Annotated in this window: 16 protein-coding genes; 11 read left to right on the plus strand and 5 right to left on the minus strand. The window is 31.9% G+C overall.

Going from position 1 to position 16,725, the window contains the following annotated elements; translation table 11 throughout:
• The first annotated feature begins 59 nt into the window (after window positions 1-59).
• Complete coding sequence (locus P0Y62_11290; GenBank protein WEK68443.1) at window positions 60-824, plus strand: glycosyltransferase family 2 protein; 765 nt, start codon at window positions 60-62, stop codon at window positions 822-824.
• Window positions 818-1,561, plus strand: coding sequence for a polysaccharide deacetylase family protein (locus P0Y62_11295; protein ID WEK68444.1), 744 nt, complete (start codon window positions 818-820; stop codon window positions 1,559-1,561). The genes P0Y62_11290 and P0Y62_11295 overlap by 7 nt, the downstream gene beginning before the upstream one ends.
• Here the strand turns inward: P0Y62_11295 and P0Y62_11300 are convergent.
• Window positions 1,558-2,637: a glycosyltransferase family 1 protein gene (locus P0Y62_11300; protein WEK68445.1), complete on the minus strand. Its 1,080-nt coding sequence runs from the start codon at window positions 2,635-2,637 to the stop codon at window positions 1,558-1,560. The genes P0Y62_11295 and P0Y62_11300 overlap by 4 nt on opposite strands.
• A 62-nt stretch (window positions 2,638-2,699) precedes the next feature.
• Here P0Y62_11300 and P0Y62_11305 point away from each other — a divergent pair, with 62 nt between their 5' ends.
• Genes P0Y62_11305 through P0Y62_11320 form a run of 4 tightly spaced genes read left to right on the plus strand, consistent with a single transcriptional unit; the run spans window position 2,700 to window position 6,421 of the window.
• On the plus strand, window positions 2,700-3,677 hold the full coding sequence (locus P0Y62_11305) for a hypothetical protein (protein ID WEK68446.1): 978 nt from the start codon (window positions 2,700-2,702) through the stop codon (window positions 3,675-3,677).
• On the plus strand, window positions 3,674-4,612 hold the full coding sequence (locus P0Y62_11310; protein ID WEK68447.1) for a glycosyltransferase family 2 protein: 939 nt from the start codon (window positions 3,674-3,676) through the stop codon (window positions 4,610-4,612). The genes P0Y62_11305 and P0Y62_11310 overlap by 4 nt, the downstream gene beginning before the upstream one ends.
• Window positions 4,609-5,580 (plus strand): hypothetical protein, encoded by a 972-nt coding sequence (locus P0Y62_11315; protein ID WEK68448.1) that lies wholly within the window; start codon window positions 4,609-4,611, stop codon window positions 5,578-5,580. The genes P0Y62_11310 and P0Y62_11315 overlap by 4 nt, the downstream gene beginning before the upstream one ends.
• Window positions 5,581-5,584: 4 nt before the next feature.
• On the plus strand, window positions 5,585-6,421 hold the full coding sequence (locus P0Y62_11320; GenBank protein ID WEK68449.1) for a glycosyltransferase family A protein: 837 nt from the start codon (window positions 5,585-5,587) through the stop codon (window positions 6,419-6,421).
• On the opposite strand, the gene P0Y62_11325 is transcribed toward P0Y62_11320, so the two are convergent.
• Entirely contained in the window at window positions 6,418-8,436 is a 2,019-nt protein-coding gene (locus tag P0Y62_11325) for a glycosyltransferase (GenBank protein ID WEK68450.1), read from the minus strand. The two genes, P0Y62_11320 and P0Y62_11325, sit on opposite strands and share 4 nt — an antisense overlap.
• Window positions 8,437-8,568: 132 nt before the next feature.
• Here P0Y62_11325 and P0Y62_11330 point away from each other — a divergent pair, with 132 nt between their 5' ends.
• From P0Y62_11330 to P0Y62_11340, 3 genes are read left to right on the plus strand one after another with little or no spacing between them, the layout of a single operon-like run.
• The gene (locus tag P0Y62_11330; GenBank protein WEK68451.1) at window positions 8,569-9,729 is read left to right on the plus strand and encodes a glycosyltransferase family 4 protein; all 1,161 of its coding nucleotides are present in this window, start codon (window positions 8,569-8,571) and stop codon (window positions 9,727-9,729) included.
• Window positions 9,730-9,766: 37 nt separating this feature from the next.
• On the plus strand, window positions 9,767-10,630 hold the full coding sequence (locus P0Y62_11335; protein ID WEK68452.1) for a glycosyltransferase family 2 protein: 864 nt from the start codon (window positions 9,767-9,769) through the stop codon (window positions 10,628-10,630).
• Window positions 10,630-11,454 (plus strand): DUF6492 family protein, encoded by an 825-nt coding sequence (locus tag P0Y62_11340; GenBank protein ID WEK68453.1) that lies wholly within the window; start codon window positions 10,630-10,632, stop codon window positions 11,452-11,454. The genes P0Y62_11335 and P0Y62_11340 overlap by 1 nt, the downstream gene beginning before the upstream one ends.
• Before the next feature lie 74 nt (window positions 11,455-11,528).
• On the opposite strand, the gene P0Y62_11345 is transcribed toward P0Y62_11340, so the two are convergent.
• Window positions 11,529-12,791, minus strand: a complete 1,263-nt coding sequence (locus P0Y62_11345) for a hypothetical protein (GenBank protein ID WEK68454.1) — start codon at window positions 12,789-12,791, stop codon at window positions 11,529-11,531.
• Window positions 12,792-12,797: 6 nt separating this feature from the next.
• Window positions 12,798-13,142, minus strand: a complete 345-nt coding sequence (locus tag P0Y62_11350) for a phosphomannose isomerase type II C-terminal cupin domain (GenBank protein WEK68455.1) — start codon at window positions 13,140-13,142, stop codon at window positions 12,798-12,800.
• Window positions 13,143-13,328: 186 nt separating this feature from the next.
• Here P0Y62_11350 and gltX point away from each other — a divergent pair, with 186 nt between their 5' ends.
• Window positions 13,329-14,834 (plus strand): glutamate--tRNA ligase, encoded by a 1,506-nt coding sequence (gene gltX / locus P0Y62_11355; protein WEK68456.1) that lies wholly within the window; start codon window positions 13,329-13,331, stop codon window positions 14,832-14,834.
• Between the two features lie 49 nt (window positions 14,835-14,883).
• Window positions 14,884-15,840, plus strand: coding sequence for an acetyl-CoA carboxylase carboxyltransferase subunit alpha (locus P0Y62_11360; protein WEK68457.1), 957 nt, complete (start codon window positions 14,884-14,886; stop codon window positions 15,838-15,840).
• A gap of 64 nt (window positions 15,841-15,904) precedes the next feature.
• Here P0Y62_11360 and P0Y62_11365 read toward each other — a convergent pair whose 3' ends face one another.
• Window positions 15,905-16,594 (minus strand): hypothetical protein, encoded by a 690-nt coding sequence (locus P0Y62_11365; GenBank protein WEK68458.1) that lies wholly within the window; start codon window positions 16,592-16,594, stop codon window positions 15,905-15,907.
• Between the last annotated feature and the right edge of the window lie 131 nt (window positions 16,595-16,725).

Here is a 16,725-nt window from a genome sequence, read left to right on the forward strand (position 1 = left end):
TTTTATAAATTTCCGAATCTCAAAATAAACTGTATTTTTGTATTAAACATCCATACAGTATGAAGCTATCCGTAGCATTTATTACATTCAATGAGGATCGAATTATTGAAAAGAACCTCAATTCAATTCATGATCTTGCTGACGAGATCATTGTGGTTGATAGTTTCTCGACAGACCGTACTGTAGAAATCTGCAAAAAGTTTCCAAAAGTGAAATTTGTACAGAAAAAGTTTGAAGGGTTCGGAAAACAAAAGAACTATGCCATAAGTCTTTGCAGTGGAGATTGGATTCTTTTTTTAGATGCGGATGAAATTCCTGACCAACAGGCGCAGCAATCGATAAAAAAAATTGCCGAAGCAGAAACATCCCCATTCAATGTCTATGAAATAGCTTTTAATAATATTTTCTTGGGAAAAGCCTTAAAATATGGAGGCTGGGGAAATACAAAAAGGGAAAGACTCTTCAAAAGAAATGTTGGAAAATATTCTGAAGATATCGTTCACGAATGTTTTATAACTTCAGAAAAAAAAGGCAAAATAGAGGGTAAAATAAACCATTATACTTACAAGGATATTTATCACCATATCGAAAAATCTAATAAATACACTTCGATGATGGCTGAAAAAATGTATGCAAATGGAAAGAGATCAAATGCACTTAAGATCGTTTTTAAACCGATATTTCAATTTATCAAGTCCTACATTATCCGATTGGGTTTTTTAGATGGCCTGGTTGGATATTATGCAGCAGCAACAGCCGCTTTCTACACATTTTTAAAATATAAAAAACTTCACGAAATTTCTAAATTCGGCAAAGCATGTTAACAAACGCTGTAAAAGGATTATTAGGCTTATCTAAGAAAAAAATCGTTCGTATTCTGATGTATCATCAGGTATTACCTAAGGAATTGGCTCCTAAAGATAACCTCATTGTAACCACAGAAAATTTAGAAGAGCAGCTCATTTATATAAAAAACAACTTCACCACTTTATTTGTTAAGGATGTTCAAAAAGAAAGCAATACTCCAAACAAGATCATTCTGACGTTTGATGACGGTTATCATAACAATCTTGAATATCTGATTCCCTTATTGGAAAAATACCAGTTAAAAGCAACCATTTTCATTCCTACGGAGTATATTCAAAAGGGAATACACTCTGCTGAAAGAAAATTTATGAGTTTTGATGAAATCAGAAACTTAAATTCAGAACTTATTGAGATTGCCCTTCACAGTCATTCTCATAAAAATTACGCCGAAATGCCGGTTGAAGAAGCCAGGGAAGATCTCAAAAAAAACATAAAAATTCTTGAAGAAAACTCCATTAAATTTTCTAATGTATTAGCCTACCCATACGGGAAGTTCCCGAGAGAGAAAAATAAAAAAAGAGTTTTCTTTAAAATGCTTGAAGAATCGGGAATCACTGCAGCCATAAGAATCGGAAACGAAATAGAGTCTTATCCGTGGAAGAATAAATTTGAAATCAAACGTATCGATATCAAATACGGGGACAACATCAATACATTCAAATGGAAGCTTAGACTGGGAAAACTAAAACTTTAGATCAACAATTCCTTATATATATTTTCATACGATTCAGCCATTTTAAGATAGCTGAATTCTAAAGCTCTTTCCTTTAGTTTGGTTTGAAATGCAGCTTTATCCTCATTAAATTTTGAAATTCCTTTCAGGTAAACTTCATTCATATTTTCTGCAGAAAAATCTTCAAAATAAAAAGCTATATCAGCTCCAATTTCGGGAAGACTCGTATACTTACTAAGAAAAACAGGCTTTCCGAAATACATGGCTTCAACAGGAGGAATTCCGAAACCTTCGGCTAATGAAGGATGGCAATAGGATTCACAGTGCTGCAATAAAAAATATTTCTCTTCATTCTCTACATTTTCTAAAATATGTACCCGTTCGGCTAGTCCCAATATTTTAATTTTTTCAAGAAATTTTTCTTTGTACTCAGATTTTGCAGAGCTTGTAATCAGAACCAGATGTCTATCATTCTTAGAAATTAGATCCAATAATACATTCTGATTTTTTTTAGGAAAAAGAACTCCGATATTCAGGATAAACTTCTCATTAATAAAAGAATAGTTTTTGGAGGCTGCAAAGTTTTCTTTTTCCGGAAACATTAGACCATTGTAAACCACTTCTATTTTTACATTATCTTTTAGTTGAAATAAATGTTTATTCTTTATAAAATCATTTTTTACAAATTCTGAAATACAAACAATAACATCAGCATTACCAATATTCTTTTGTACAAGACATCTGCTTTTTTCCATTTTTCTTTGCGAACTTTTATCATGAAGAAAATTAAGATCATGCAATGTCACTACTTTTTTCTGATCTTTTTTAATTTGATGAAAATATTCGGAAAGCTGATGCGTTGTATGAATAAGTGCATAAGATGCGATGGATACAGGAATTTTTTTTTGCCAGAATTTCCAGTTTATAATAGTAAATCTGGATTTCGTGGTAGGAATATTCGCTTTTGGCCCGTAAAATGTATAGTTAAACGCAGGTATTTTTTGATCCAATCCTTTTATCAGTGATAAACAAACGTTTGCAATTCCAGATTTTGGATATTTTAATCGTTCAACATCTATCAGAACATTTTTTTTCATTGAGAAAGCAGGGTTTGGCTCAAAAGTATAAATTTAAAATTTAAAATCTTTATTTTTGTGATATGAAAATTTGTTTGATTAGTTTTGATTTTTGGCATTATGACGAGCATATCGTTAATAAGCTCAAAGAAAAAGGCATTGAGGCATACCATATCAATATTGGAGCTTTCACTCACAAAAATATTGGAGCTAGAGTAAAAAATACCTTCAGTAAAGTTTTCTTAGGCAAAAATCTCAAACATGGAAAAAGGCAAAATTTCATCATAGAATCTTTGCGCAAAATAGGAAAGCAGGATCAGATTCTTGTTATCAATCCTGAAGCTATTGAAGAAAGGGTCCATAAAGAGATCAGAAAATATGCAAAAAGGAATATTGCTTATCTCTACGATAGTATGTCCAGAAACCCAGCGGAGCATATTTTGCATTTTTTTGATACCGTTTTTTCTTTTGATGATGAAGATGTAACCAACTTTGGCTTTAATAAAATCACCAATTATAATTATCTGGAGTTCTGCCCTGCAAAAAAGCAGCATCCTAAGATGGATCTTTTTTACATCACATCATATGATACTCACAGATTGCTAAGATTAAACATATTGATTAACAAAATAAATCAACTCAATATCTGTTTCAAGACGATCGTTGCCGGAAAAAAAAGCTGGAAAAAGAAAATTACACAGATTATTGATCAGAAGAATATTGATATTATTACATTCAGAACCAAGAATATTCCTCAACAATCTTTGCCTAAGCTTTATAAAAATACAAAAGCAATTCTTGATCTTCAAAGAAATAAGCAAATGGGATTAAGCTTCCGTATTTTTGAGGCAATGGCACTGGAAAAAAAATTCATCACAGATAATTATACCATTAAAAATTACGATTTTTATAATCCTAATAATATATTGATTCTGAATGATGATTTTAGTAATATTGAAAAATCATTTTTTGAAACAGAATACGAAAGTATTCCACAAGAAATATATTATAAATATACACTCGATCATTGGGTAAATACAGTCTTTAATCTGAATAAATGACAAAAATATCTGTCGCACTCTGTACCTATAATGGCGAAAAATTTCTTCGTCAGCAAATAGATTCTATTTTAAATCAAACGCTTCACGTAGAAGAAATTGTTGTGTGCGACGATTGTTCAACAGATAAAACATTCCAGATCTTAAAAGAATATCAAGAGAAATTCCCGAAAATATTCAGAATTTATAGTAATGAAAAAAATTTACGCAGTGTAAAGAATTTTGAAAAAGCACTTTCACTGTGTACCGGAGAAATTATTTTCTTAAGCGATCAGGATGATGTTTGGGAAAATAATAAAGTGGAAGCTTTTAATGCATTTTTCGCTTTAAATAAGCAAACGGATGTTCTTTGCTCAAACGGATACCTAATTAATGAAAACAATGAAAGACAAGATTTTCACACTGTTTGGGACGTTCCGGAATTTTTAAAAGCAGATAAACAAGAAATCGATTATTTCAAGATTTTTGCAACAATCGGAAATTTTGCAACGGGAGCAGCAATGGCCATGAGAAAATCTTTTTTACCTCAGGTTCTGCCCTTCCCAAATATTGATGGACTTCATCATGACGAATGGATCGCATTGATCTCATCTGAACAAAAAAAGTTCGCCTTTTTAAATGAAAAGCTATTCTCTTATCGCATTCACAATGAACAACAGGTGGGAGGAATATCTTATCCAAAAAATGACACTTCGAAAGAAAAACTTATCCATAAATTTGATTACGACAAAAAGGCCAGAACGTTCAGGGATTTTAAATTAAAATTCAGAACCCTCAATGATAAGGAAAGAAAATTCAGAAGTTTTCTGGAGAAAAACAAGGATGCGAAAGTAAAGCGATTTGTAGAAAATGTTCAAAATGAAAGACAGGTTCTGGAACAAAACCTAAAATCTGAAAACATCTTATTTTTCCTCTTTTTTAAATACTTTTACCGATGAGCAGAATACTTATCATCATGCACAACTATGCAGGAATTTCAGATCTGATCAAAAAAAACTTAAAGGATCTGCATTATGACAATGTAGATTTCCTCTTATATTCTGAAGAAAAATTCAGGTACAAAAATCTTAGCGAAAAACTGACTAATCTTTACCGAAAAACAGTTCTGGGTGATAAAAAATATAAAGAAAAACTCAGAACTTCATTTATAGAGAATACACTTCTTCAAAAGGCTAAAAGCCTGTCAGAATATGATACCATTCTGATGATGACCACCGAGTTTTTTTCGGAAGAATTCATAACTATCATTAGAACGAAAACTCAAAAACTCATCGGCAATCATTGGGATGGACTCAAAAGAACGCCCAACATTTATCCCAAGCTAAAGTTCTTTGATAAATTTTTCGTATTTGATCCGGACGACGTTGATAAACAGAAAAACATTTTCTTCCTCACTAATTTCTTTTTCACTTTTGAAGAAAAGAAAAATCCGACCAGGATTGAAAACGATGTTTTTTACATCGGAACTTATGTTGAAGAGCGTTTTAAAGCATTAAAGAAAATATCAGAAACTTTAAGTCAGAAGAAAATTTCACAGAAAATACTTCTTTTCAGCTGGGATAAAAGAGAGAAAGACGGAGAAATTGTTTTTACCAATGCTTTCCTGACTTATGACGAAAACATCAATTGGGTAAAAAGTTCGAAAGCTCTTTTAGATTTAAAATTAAAGGAACACAATGGACTTTCGTTCCGTTTTTTTGAGGCTTTAAAATATGAGAAAAAGATTATTACGGACAACCCTCATGTAAAAAATTACGATTTTTACAGAAAGGAGAATATATTTATCATTGGTGAAGATCATGAAGATAAACTGAAAAGCTTTGTTGAAGATCCTTACATGAAGATTCCCACCGAGACAAAAAATAAATATAGTTTTGAAAGCTGGTTTAAAATACTAACTTCGTAATATTATGAATGAAAAAATTTCTGTTGTTATTCCCTATTACAAAGGAGAAGAGTACATCCTTGAGACCTTAAAAAGTGTTTATGATCAAACTTATCAGGATTTTGAAATCATCATTGTAAACGATGGTTCTGATCATGCTGTATTAAACTCGATTGAAAGCAATGGAGCTTTTAAAAATGTAAAAATCATTCATCAGGAAAACCAGGGACAGTCTTCCGCCAGAAATAACGGAGTGAAGCATGCTTCAGGAAAATATATTCTTTTTTTGGATTGTGATGATATTATTGAAAAAACTTTTCTTGAAAAAACAATACATATTCTTCAAAACAAACCCGAGATCAGAATCTGCTATACCAAAGGGAAATTCTTTGAAAAAACAGATAAGGAATGGGTTCTTCAGCCATTCAACACATTTGATTTTTTAATTGAAAACTGTATTCCTATTACTGCCCTTATTTATAAAGAGGATTTTGAAAAAGTCGGTGGATTTGATACCCATTTGAATTATTACGAAGACTGGGATTTCTGGATCTATTTAATTGAAAAAGGAGCAAAAGTCTATAAGATTGAAGAGTTTTTGTTCTTTTACAGAATCAGAAATACCACCAATTCCTTAACAAACACAAGCATTGACAACAGCTCGAAGCTTTCTGATAATTTTTTTGAAATTTATAAGAAGCATTATACTTTTTACAAAAAGAACGGACTCGATTTTCATTCGATCATGAGCCTCATCCGTGAAAATAAAAAGTATAAAGCCAAATATTATAATGAATGGTACAGAAAGCTTATATATAAACTTTTCAAACCAAAAAAATACCAGAAGATTTATAAGAATTAATCTTTAAACCCAAGATATTCAATCATTTTCTTTATATTTTCCTCCTGAGTTTCTATAGAGAATTTTGATAATGGCTGTAAGCTGTTTTCATGCAGAGTCTGCCAAAGATTTTCATCATTATACAGCTCCAGAATTTTATCCGCAAAATTCTGTGGATTTTCATCAGAGATCAAAGCTGTTTTTCTGTCTTCCAAACTCATGCCTTCCGCTCCTATTTCCGTAGTAACTACCGGTAATTTAAATTCCAGAGCCTGTCCGATCTTTCCTTTCACTCCTGCGCCATAACGAAGTGGTGCTACAAAAATCCTGGAATTTTCAAACCAGTAATCAACTGATTTTTGATATCCTAAAATCTGAAATTTATCGGAATGGTACCGTTGTTTTAAATCTTCAGGAAAATCAGGGCCTAAAACGAATACCTTAATATTGTGATTCTTTTGCCAAACCAAAGGCATAATGTTTTCATGCAAAAATTTCACCGCATCAATATTGGGTAAATGATTATATCCGCCAATGAAAAGTATACCTTCCCTTTGTAAAAACTCTACAGCATTAGTAGCATTTACAGGCTTGTGAATATTGCTTACCGTGAAAATTTTATCATATTTCACTCCGTTTTTAGAAACCGTATTTTTTTCTTCGTCGCTTATGGAAAGAACCGCATCAGAAGTATTCATTCCGAAATATTCTTTTTCTTTAAAGAATTCAATTTCCTTTTCTCTTTCTTTTGTGATTACATCAATATAATTGTTCTCTCTTTCCATTCTAAGGTAATGAAGATCAACCATATCGTACACAATTTTCTTCCCAGAAATTTTATTTTTGATTTGACTGTACCAATAATCAAAACCGATAGGACGGAAAATCCAAATGATATCAACAGAATGAATTGCTCCTTCAATTTGATTAACAACTTTTACGATCTTATCTTTTGGAGTAACATAATCCATACAAACCTGTACTCCGATTGATCTGAAAAACTTCACATAAGAACGGTCGGTTAATTCGTCAAAATGTTTTACTGCCAAAATAATTCTGTGTCCATTTTTCTGAAGAATTTTTACAATTTCCAAAAACCTTCTCGATCCTGAATCCTGATCTGGCTTTGGCATATTTTCTTCCAGAAAAAGGAAATTAGGCTTTTTGATTTCATTGGTAAAGTTATTATCCCATTTTTCCAGAAAAGTTATCTTATCTTTTGCAAAAAATTCTTTTTCTATATTCGAAATATTTTCAACATGAACAATTTCTGAAAGAGGCTGATAATAGGTATCTAGTTTTTGTTCATTTTTTAGTCTAAGGCATAAATCTGCAACTCCTGAATCAACAGATAAGAACGCTTCATCCAGAAGATTAATATTTCCTTCCGCATTTAATCTGCTAAATAATAAACTGTTTCCTGAGGAGCAGTCTGCTTTTCTCAGATAATCATATTGAGGAGTGTCAATAGCCTCACCTTTGCCAATATTTACAATTTCTGATTTTTTTAAAATAAGGCATCCAGCTTCTTGTAATGTATTATCTCGCGAAACAATTTTTGACCCTACAGCTCCCGCATTTTCTTTTGTTTTAAAAATCTCTAAGAGATGAGACAAATAATTCTCCTGAACCTCAACATTGCTATTCAACAAATAAATATATTCAGCTTTTGCAGACTTTATCCCTTTATTGATATTCTCTACAAAACCTAAATTTTTGTCACTATTAATAATTGTCAATCCAGGAATTCCTTCTAAAAATTTTACTGTATTTTCCGAATTTTCATTATCGACAATAATAATTTCTTTAGAAATATTTTTATCATATTGATCGACTGTGTAAAGGCAATTTAACGTTTGTCTGATTGAATCTGAGAAAAAAATGACAATGGAAACTTCAGGGCTTTTGGAAATTTCAAAATTAAAAGAATAGTTTTCAAAAAATTTTAATTCAAAATTATTAATCTTAAGCTTTCTTTTATTTCTAATAAAATTTCGGTCCTTGATTTTATTTTTAAAAAACCTTTTAATTCCCATTTTTAATTTATTATTTTGTCGTGCCTTTATTTTTTAGGGAAACGAAATTAAGCATTTTATTACAAATTACTTGGAAATTAGTTTTTCTAAAAGCTACACCAAAAAGAAAAGGTAATTTCAAATTACAATAATATGATAAACTTTTCCGATAAAAAATTACTCTTCTTTTTTCCAGAAAATCCATTTGCCAAACGTGCCGGAAATGTTTTACGCTGCCATACGAATCTTATGCAGCTAAAATCGTTAGGTTTACATATAGATCTTGTAGGTATAGAAGATTATTATAAAAGTTTCGGAGATTCTTATGATAGTATTGATAAAAATATCATTGATGATGTTCTTATTCTGAAAAGCCATCCAGCTAAAAATAAATTATCTTCAGCGCACTGGAAACATAAATTCTTAAGAAAATATGGCAAAAAATATAATAACAGTCCTTTTCATACGCAATATTTTCAAGATACTTTTAATGCTTTTGTTGAAAAGAAAAAGTATGATTATGTTATCATTAATTATGAAGGATGGACGAATCTGATCAGAAATACAGATTTAAAAGGAGCAAAAACAATTGTCGACACCCATGACTGGATAACTTTAAATGAATTTTATTCCAATAAAAATCTAGATCTTGTCGGTAAGAAATTCGGAGAAGAAATTGTTAATTTATCTTTTTATGATAGAGTTGTCACTATCTCGAACGACGAATATTCTGTTTTTAAAAACTTTTTAGGAGATAAAGTCGTCAATATTCCTCCAAGCTTTCCGGAAAACTTTGAAAATAAAAATCTGGAGAAGAAATATGACCTTATTTTTGTAGGATCTGATAATCCGTTCAATATAGAAGCTATTAATTGGTTTATAGATAAAGTATTGCCTCATATTTCAAATACAATCAGCATCTGCATTATTGGAAGAGTGTGTAAGCATGTTCCTGACAGAGAAAATATTGAGAAAGTTTTTTTCGCTGATGATTTAAAAGATTATTATTCCCGAAGCAAAATAGCGATCTGTCCCATGCTAAGAGGAACGGGAATAAAAATTAAAGTAGTTGAAGCTTTATCTTTTGGACTTCCCGTTGTAGGAACAGAAAAGGCAATTGATGGTTTCTCCCGTAAAACAGGAAACGGCTGCTTGGCAACCGATGACGAAAAAATCTTTGCAGATATGATCAAAAATCTTTTGAATAATCCATCTGATTATGAAAAACAAAAACAGGAAGGCATAGATTTTTTCAAGAATAATTTTTCAGAAAAAAAATCTATCGAACTTTGGAGGAGCGCTTTAATTTTTTAGTCTTTTTATATTCCATCTTTATATATTAAAACATTGTATGCAAGATTTAGCAATTATTATTTTAAATTATAATTCTTTTGATGATACTTCTCGTGAAGTAAATAAGTTATTAGATGAAGGCTACTTTGAAAAATCCATTTATATTGTAGATAACAATTCTGATGATAAGGATAAAATTGCAGAGTTCTGCCTGCAAAAAAAAATCAACCATATTATAAGTAATAAAAACGGAGGTTATGCTTATGGTAATAATCTGGCTATTAAACACGCTATAAGTGATGGAAAAAAATATTTCCTGCTCCTGAATCCTGATATCGACATCAACATTTCTTCCATTGAAGGTTTATATAATGATCTACAGAATCAACCCGAAGTAGGAGTTATTGGTCCGAGAATATGCTACAGAAACAATTCAGGCAAAATTTATTCTGATGGCGGCTTACTGTTTCCCGAAAGAGGATTTATGGGAGGACATGTGAATTTTAATATTGATGCATCAGAGGCACAAATGCCGCCATACAATTATGAAATTGATTATGTGGACGGGAGTGCTATTATGTTCAGAAAAGAAGTTTTGGATGATATTGGATTTATGAATGAAAGATTTTTCATGTATTATGAAGAATCGGAATGGTGTCTTAGGATCAAAAGAAAGGCCAAGTGGAAATTAGCAGTAAATACCACTATTTTGGCTTTTAATACTTATAGTGATAAAGGAAGTTTCTATGAATATTATATGACGAGGAACCGATTTTGGCTTTGCAGAATGTATAATGGCAATGTGAAATTTGTAAGAAAAGAACGCTGGAGGCTTGCTAAGAATGCTTTTAAAAACAAACAGTTCTCATTGGCAAAAGCATATTTTAAAGGAATATATAATGGACTTTATTCAAAATTATAATGGAAAAAATTATCTTATTTATAAAGACTTATAAAAACGATTTCATTGTTTTTAAAAAGCTATTGGCTTCAATTATAAAACATAATAAAGACAACCTTCCATTGGTAGTTTCCGTGAATGATGATGATTTTGATTTTTTCGACAGGGAATTCAGAGACAGAAATTTTCAGCTGATAAAAGACAGCCAGATTGATCCATGTACTCTAGAAAATAAATGGGTTTACCAGCAAATCATAAAATCACAGGTACATAGATTGAACATCTGTGAGAATTATGTATGTATAGATTCCGACAGCTATTTTATAAGAGACTTTTATTTTCATGATTTTATGTATTCTGATGAAATTCCGTATACTGTCATTCATGAACAGAAAGAATTATTTGGCTGGAGCAGTAATAACATCAAAGAAATAGGATTTAACCCCAAAAACGAGTTTTTAAATGATCGAAGATATATTATGGATAAACTTGAAAGGAAAGGAAAAATATATGATTTTGGTCCTTCTCCTGTTATTTGGTCTACAAAAGTATGGAGGTCATTTGAAGAAAATTATCTGGAGAAAAACAATCTTACCTTTCAATCCTGTTTTAAAAAAAGACCAAGTGAATTTACCTGGTATGGAGAATGGTTACTAAAAAATACGGTCATCCCTATCTATCCGGCTGAACCCCTTTTTAAAGTTTTTCATTATGAGAAACAGTATAATGATTTTCTTAAACAAAAATTTACTTTAGAATCTTTGGAGGAAAACTATCTCGGTATTGTTTTACAGTCAAATTGGAATAAAAACAAAGAGAAAAAACGTTTCAGGTTTTTCAGGTAAAATAAAAGACACCCTAATAGTAGAGTGTCTTTTTATTTTATGAGAGTAATGATTAAATTTTTAATTGAAAATCATTATTTAGTAAGGCATGCATTAAGTTTTTCCTTATTAAGTTGAAATTCTCTATACTTAAACACTCCCGATTTATAGGCTATTATAGCTCCAAAATCGATGTTATCACTATCCGTATGCATCGGAAAAAAGCAGGATCTGTATGTATTTTGTTCTACAAATGGCTTCTCTAACACTTTAAAATTCAGACCATCTTTAGAATAGGCAAGATAAAGCATATCCGAAGTATATTTTTTAACCTCACCTGCAGCAATACATAAAAAATAATATCCGTCTATATAAGATGCCTGTATATGCCATGGAGCATATTCTGAATTTACTTTTACCCAAGGTTTATTAATAAAATTAACGACCTTGCTTTGTTGAAAATTTGAAAAGTCCAGCCCGTTCTTAGAAGTCCTTTGAATAATATAGGATGGATCATTTCCAGGAAAATTAGGACTTATATTATTTTCTACCTCAAAACTTACATAGTCTTGACCGTTGTACACAATACTAGGTGAAAGAATATGATTATTTTTAGGAGAATAAGGAGGATTACTGGTATAAACGGCTTCTAAAGGAGTCCAAGATACCCCGTCTGTAGAAGTCTGTCTTACAATCGTTCGCTGAGCATTGTATTTTAATTTTTTCAAATTATTTTGGCTTTTAGCACCTCTCTTCTGTAATGCTGTAGCTTTTATAAAACTGCCTCTGTAATATAGCGAAAACTTGCCTTTTTCAAAAGTCCAATCAACATCGGACCAAAAAGTATATTTCGCAGCTCCGTCTTTCTCAGGGAAGGCTTCATTCAACGATGGCGCTTTCTGCAAAGGACCGGTAATACCATTGGGACTGCTCCAGTTTAATCCATCATTAGAAACAACGATGGTTGGGTTTTCATATCTTTCAGATTCACGAACATTTCCTATTACCCCAAAAAAAGGAGTAAAAATCATCCAGTATTTATAACCGTTGAAACCATTAGGAAAATATTGTACATCAGGATGGCAATAGGAAAAATTAGGACTGTTAATGTCCTTTATATAGGAAGCATTATTTATTCCTGGATAATTCCCGTTTGCTATTGCATTAATATTGAGAGTTCCAATATCCGTAAGATAGTTCACCACTCCACCATATTCAATATTGTTATCAGAGACGGCAGGTGTATTTTCGGCTAACAAATTTTCTTCCTGTTGTGAGCAGGAAATAAGAAAAACAATAAGCATAAGCGGTAAAAGCATTAGCTTATTAATATAATGAGACATCCTTAGTGTGTGCATTATTCCTTACTCTCTATCATAATCATCTTCAATCCTTACAATATCATCTTCACCAAAATAAGTTCCCGTTTGTACTTCAATAAATACAACAGGCTTGTCTGAAAGATTCATCATTCTGTGCTTTGCTCCAAGAGGAATAAAAATACTCTCTCCGTATGTTAATTTAATCTCGCTATCATCTAAAACTACAGTCGCATCCCCTTCAATAATGGTCCACTGCTCTTGTCTTTTGTGATGATATTGGTAGGATAGCTTTTGTCCGGGATTTACTTCAATTCTTTTCAGCTTATAATTGGGTTCATCCGCTAAAACATAATATTTCCCCCAAGGTCTTTCTCCAATTTCTAACATAATTCAGTTTTTATAAATAATTTCAGCGAAAATACTTAAAATACTCTTTCAAAATTAAATCTTACATTAAATTTTATTATTTTCACTATTAAATCAATCAATTAACTAATTTTCCTGACTATTATTAGTAACATCTTTTATCATAGTCCCTTTCATTTTCTTAAATTTGCAAAAATTTTATTTGAAATGGATAAAGTAAGAGTACGTTTTGCTCCAAGTCCAACAGGACCTTTACATTTAGGAGGCGTAAGAACTGCATTATATGATTATCTTTTTGCCAAAAATCAGGGTGGTGAATTTGTATTAAGAATTGAAGATACAGATACCGCAAGATATGTGGAAGGCGCAGAGGAATATATAGAAGAAGCCCTTGAATGGTGTGGAATCATCGCTGATGAAAGTCCTAAAAAAGGAGGAAAATTTGCTCCATACAGACAATCTGAAAGAAGAGATATTTATGACAGATATACAGAGCAGATCTTAAAAACAGATTATGCTTATATCGCTTTTGACACGGCTGAAGAATTGGATGCCATTCGTGCTGAATATGAAGCAAGAGGTGATATTTTCTCTTACGACAACAAAACAAGGAATCGTTTAAAAAATAGTCTTACCCTTTCTGAAGAGGATGTTCAGAAACTATTGGATGAAAAAACGCCATATGTGGTAAGGTTCAAAATGCCGGTTGACAGAACTTTAAATCTTGAGGATATCATCCGCGGAAAATCATCTGTTAATACAAATACTTTAGATGATAAAGTTTTGGTGAAAAACGACGGAATGCCAACTTACCATTTTGCCAATATCATTGATGACCACGAAATGGAAATTTCTCACGTGATCCGCGGTGAAGAATGGCTGCCTTCTTTAGGTTTACATACATTATTATATGAAGCGATGGGGTGGAAAGCACCTCAGTTTGCCCATCTTTCTTTGATTTTAAAACCTGAAGGAAAAGGAAAATTAAGCAAAAGAGACGGTGACAAATTCGGCTTCCCAGTTTTCCCTTTGAACTTTACAGATCCTGTAACTGGAAATATTTCTAAAGGATACAGAGAAAGCGGATATCTTCCGGAAGCGTTCATCAACATGGTTGCTCTATTGGGTTGGTCGCCTGCCGATGATAAAGAAATTTTATCATTAGATGAAATGGCAAAAGAATTTGACTTAAATAAAGTTCATAAAGCTGGGGCAAGATTCAGCAAGGAAAAAGCAGAATGGTTTAATCATCAGTATATACAGAGAACATCTGACGAAAATTTATTGAATATTCTTAAAAATTCAGATTTAAACTTTAATCTTTCTGATGAAAAATTATTGAAAGTAATTCACCTGATGAAAGAAAGAGCAACTTTCCCGAAAGATATCTATGAAAACGGTAAGTTCTTCTTTGAAGCTCCGACATCTTATGATGAAAAAGCATCTAAAAAAGCCTGGAATGAGGAAACCTCTGCTATTCTAGGAGAATTGTCTACAAATTTAGAGGGAGCAGATTTCAATGCTGAAAACCTTAAGCAGACTGTTCATGACTTCGCTGAGAATAAAGGATTGGGAATGGGTAAAGTAATGATGCCTTTGCGTTTAGCGTTGGTAGGAGAATTGAAAGGACCTGATGTTCCGGACATCATGGAACTTCTTGGAAAAGAGGAAACTACCCTTAGAATAAGCAATGCTATAAATAATTTTAAATAAAATTACCATAATTTTTCATACATTTGAAAGATTTAATTTACTTCAAGAAATGGAATATTTAAGTTTCGAACTCCCTATAAAAGAATTAATGGATCAATATCAAACTTGTTCTTTAGTAGGAGAAGAAAGTGGTGTTGATGTAAAATTAGCATGCAGCCAAATTGAGGATAAGATTTTAGAAAAGAAAAAAGAAATCTACGGAAATCTTACTCCTTGGGAAAGAGTACAACTTTCTCGCCACCCGAATCGTCCTTATGCCTTAGACTATATCAATGGAATGGCAGACAAGGGCAGTTTTTTAGAACTTCATGGTGATAGAAATTTTGCTGATGACCCTGCAATGGTGGGTGGTTTAATCACTCTTGACGGTCAAAGAGTAATGATTATTGGGACTCAAAAAGGCAGAACAACCAAGGAAAGACAACACAGAAGGTTTGGAATGCCAAATCCTGAAGGATACAGAAAGGCTTTACGATTGATGAAGCTTGCTGAGAAATTCCAGATTCCCATTGTAACTTTAGTAGATACACCAGGAGCTTATCCAGGTTTGGAAGCTGAAGAAAGAGGACAAGGTGAAGCCATTGCAAGAAACATTTTCGAAATGGTTCAGCTTAAAACTCCGATCTTTACTTATATTATTGGTGAAGGAGCCAGTGGTGGTGCATTAGGAATTGGTGTAGGAAACAAGGTTTACATGTTGGAAAATACCTGGTATACAGTAATTGCACCTGAAAGCTGTTCTTCAATTCTTTGGAGAAACTGGGATCACAAAGAAGATGCTGCAAATGCACTGAATCTTACCCCAAAAGATGCTTTAAGAGAAAAATTCATTGATGCTATTATTGAAGAACCACTTGGAGGAGCTCATTATGATCCGGAAACGACTTTCCTGAATTTGAAAAATTCAATTTTACAGAATATCAAAGCGTTTTCAAAATTCACAGGACAAGAACTTGAAACCCAGAGACAGGATAAATTCATTGCAATGGGACAATTCAAAGGTTAAAATATAAAAACGGTTAAGAAAAATCTTAACCGTTTTTTATTTATCGTTCTTTCTTACTTAAGTTTTATTCTCCTATATTTAAAGCAATCTCAATATCTTTATCTATTTTCTTTGCAGTCGTGTATGGTGAGTCGCATACTTTAGTAGACAGCTGATAATCTCCTTTATCTACCATAACATAATTTTCACTTTTTGCAGGAATAATTAAATTATAGTTTTTCTTACCGCTTATTTTCATCTCCATATTACATTTCGATTTATTTTTAACGTTTACATACGCTTCTTTATCACTAATGTCATTATTAAAAAGATGTGTTAACAAGGCCGCTGTTTTCTTTCCGTGTTCGTCCGGTTCTGATTTTTTACTCGTCCCACCTACGCTTGCATAATTTACCGTTCTTGACGGAGCAGCAGATTTAAGACTTGTATTGGATGCTAATGATTTATTCATATCCGATTTCGGAGCTACTTTTTCTTTTGCTACAGACGCTATCATAGGCTTAGATTCAGCAGCAGAAGGTGTAGCCATAATAATATCCATTAGTTTTCTTTTGAAATGATCTGTTTTAGGATGATTGGGATTCTGTTTCAAAAATCCTGCAATCACTCTGGCTTCACTGCTATTCTCGGCATCGGTCTCTGTATAGATAATAGCCGTTTCTTTTTCAACAACTGCTTTAGTTTTGGTTTTCTTTTTTTGAGAAAAGCCTAAAGAAAAAATACATAAAAGTATAAGAAGAACTATTTTTTTCATTAACGAAATATTTAAAAAATTATTAAATAACTAAATAACGTGAAAAGTCATTTTTTAGTTTATCATTAAAATCATTATCTTTGCACTGCTCAAAAATAAACTAAAATTTAATACGAATCTTTAAATAAAAA

This window comes from Candidatus Chryseobacterium colombiense (genome assembly GCA_029203185.1).
In the GTDB taxonomy this organism is placed as follows: Bacteria; Bacteroidota; Bacteroidia; order Flavobacteriales; family Weeksellaceae; genus Chryseobacterium; species Chryseobacterium colombiense.

What these genes read in the sequence shown, in the direction of transcription:
- P0Y62_11290 (WEK68443.1), top strand. Translation starts at nt 60, where the DNA reads ATGAAGCTATCCGTAGCATTTATTACATTCAATGAGGATCGAATTATT.
- P0Y62_11295 (WEK68444.1), top strand. Translation starts at nt 818, where the DNA reads ATGTTAACAAACGCTGTAAAAGGATTATTAGGCTTATCTAAGAAAAAA.
- P0Y62_11300 (WEK68445.1), bottom strand. Translation starts at nt 2,637, where the DNA reads ATGAAAAAAAATGTTCTGATAGATGTTGAACGATTAAAATATCCAAAA.
- P0Y62_11305 (WEK68446.1), top strand. Translation starts at nt 2,700, where the DNA reads ATGAAAATTTGTTTGATTAGTTTTGATTTTTGGCATTATGACGAGCAT.
- P0Y62_11310 (WEK68447.1), top strand. Translation starts at nt 3,674, where the DNA reads ATGACAAAAATATCTGTCGCACTCTGTACCTATAATGGCGAAAAATTT.
- P0Y62_11315 (WEK68448.1), top strand. Translation starts at nt 4,609, where the DNA reads ATGAGCAGAATACTTATCATCATGCACAACTATGCAGGAATTTCAGAT.
- P0Y62_11320 (WEK68449.1), top strand. Translation starts at nt 5,585, where the DNA reads ATGAATGAAAAAATTTCTGTTGTTATTCCCTATTACAAAGGAGAAGAG.
- P0Y62_11325 (WEK68450.1), bottom strand. Translation starts at nt 8,436, where the DNA reads ATGGGAATTAAAAGGTTTTTTAAAAATAAAATCAAGGACCGAAATTTT.
- P0Y62_11330 (WEK68451.1), top strand. Translation starts at nt 8,569, where the DNA reads ATGATAAACTTTTCCGATAAAAAATTACTCTTCTTTTTTCCAGAAAAT.
- P0Y62_11335 (WEK68452.1), top strand. Translation starts at nt 9,767, where the DNA reads ATGCAAGATTTAGCAATTATTATTTTAAATTATAATTCTTTTGATGAT.
- P0Y62_11340 (WEK68453.1), top strand. Translation starts at nt 10,630, where the DNA reads ATGGAAAAAATTATCTTATTTATAAAGACTTATAAAAACGATTTCATT.
- P0Y62_11345 (WEK68454.1), bottom strand. Translation starts at nt 12,791, where the DNA reads ATGCACACACTAAGGATGTCTCATTATATTAATAAGCTAATGCTTTTA.
- P0Y62_11350 (WEK68455.1), bottom strand. Translation starts at nt 13,142, where the DNA reads ATGTTAGAAATTGGAGAAAGACCTTGGGGGAAATATTATGTTTTAGCG.
- gltX (WEK68456.1), top strand. Translation starts at nt 13,329, where the DNA reads ATGGATAAAGTAAGAGTACGTTTTGCTCCAAGTCCAACAGGACCTTTA.
- P0Y62_11360 (WEK68457.1), top strand. Translation starts at nt 14,884, where the DNA reads ATGGAATATTTAAGTTTCGAACTCCCTATAAAAGAATTAATGGATCAA.
- P0Y62_11365 (WEK68458.1), bottom strand. Translation starts at nt 16,594, where the DNA reads ATGAAAAAAATAGTTCTTCTTATACTTTTATGTATTTTTTCTTTAGGC.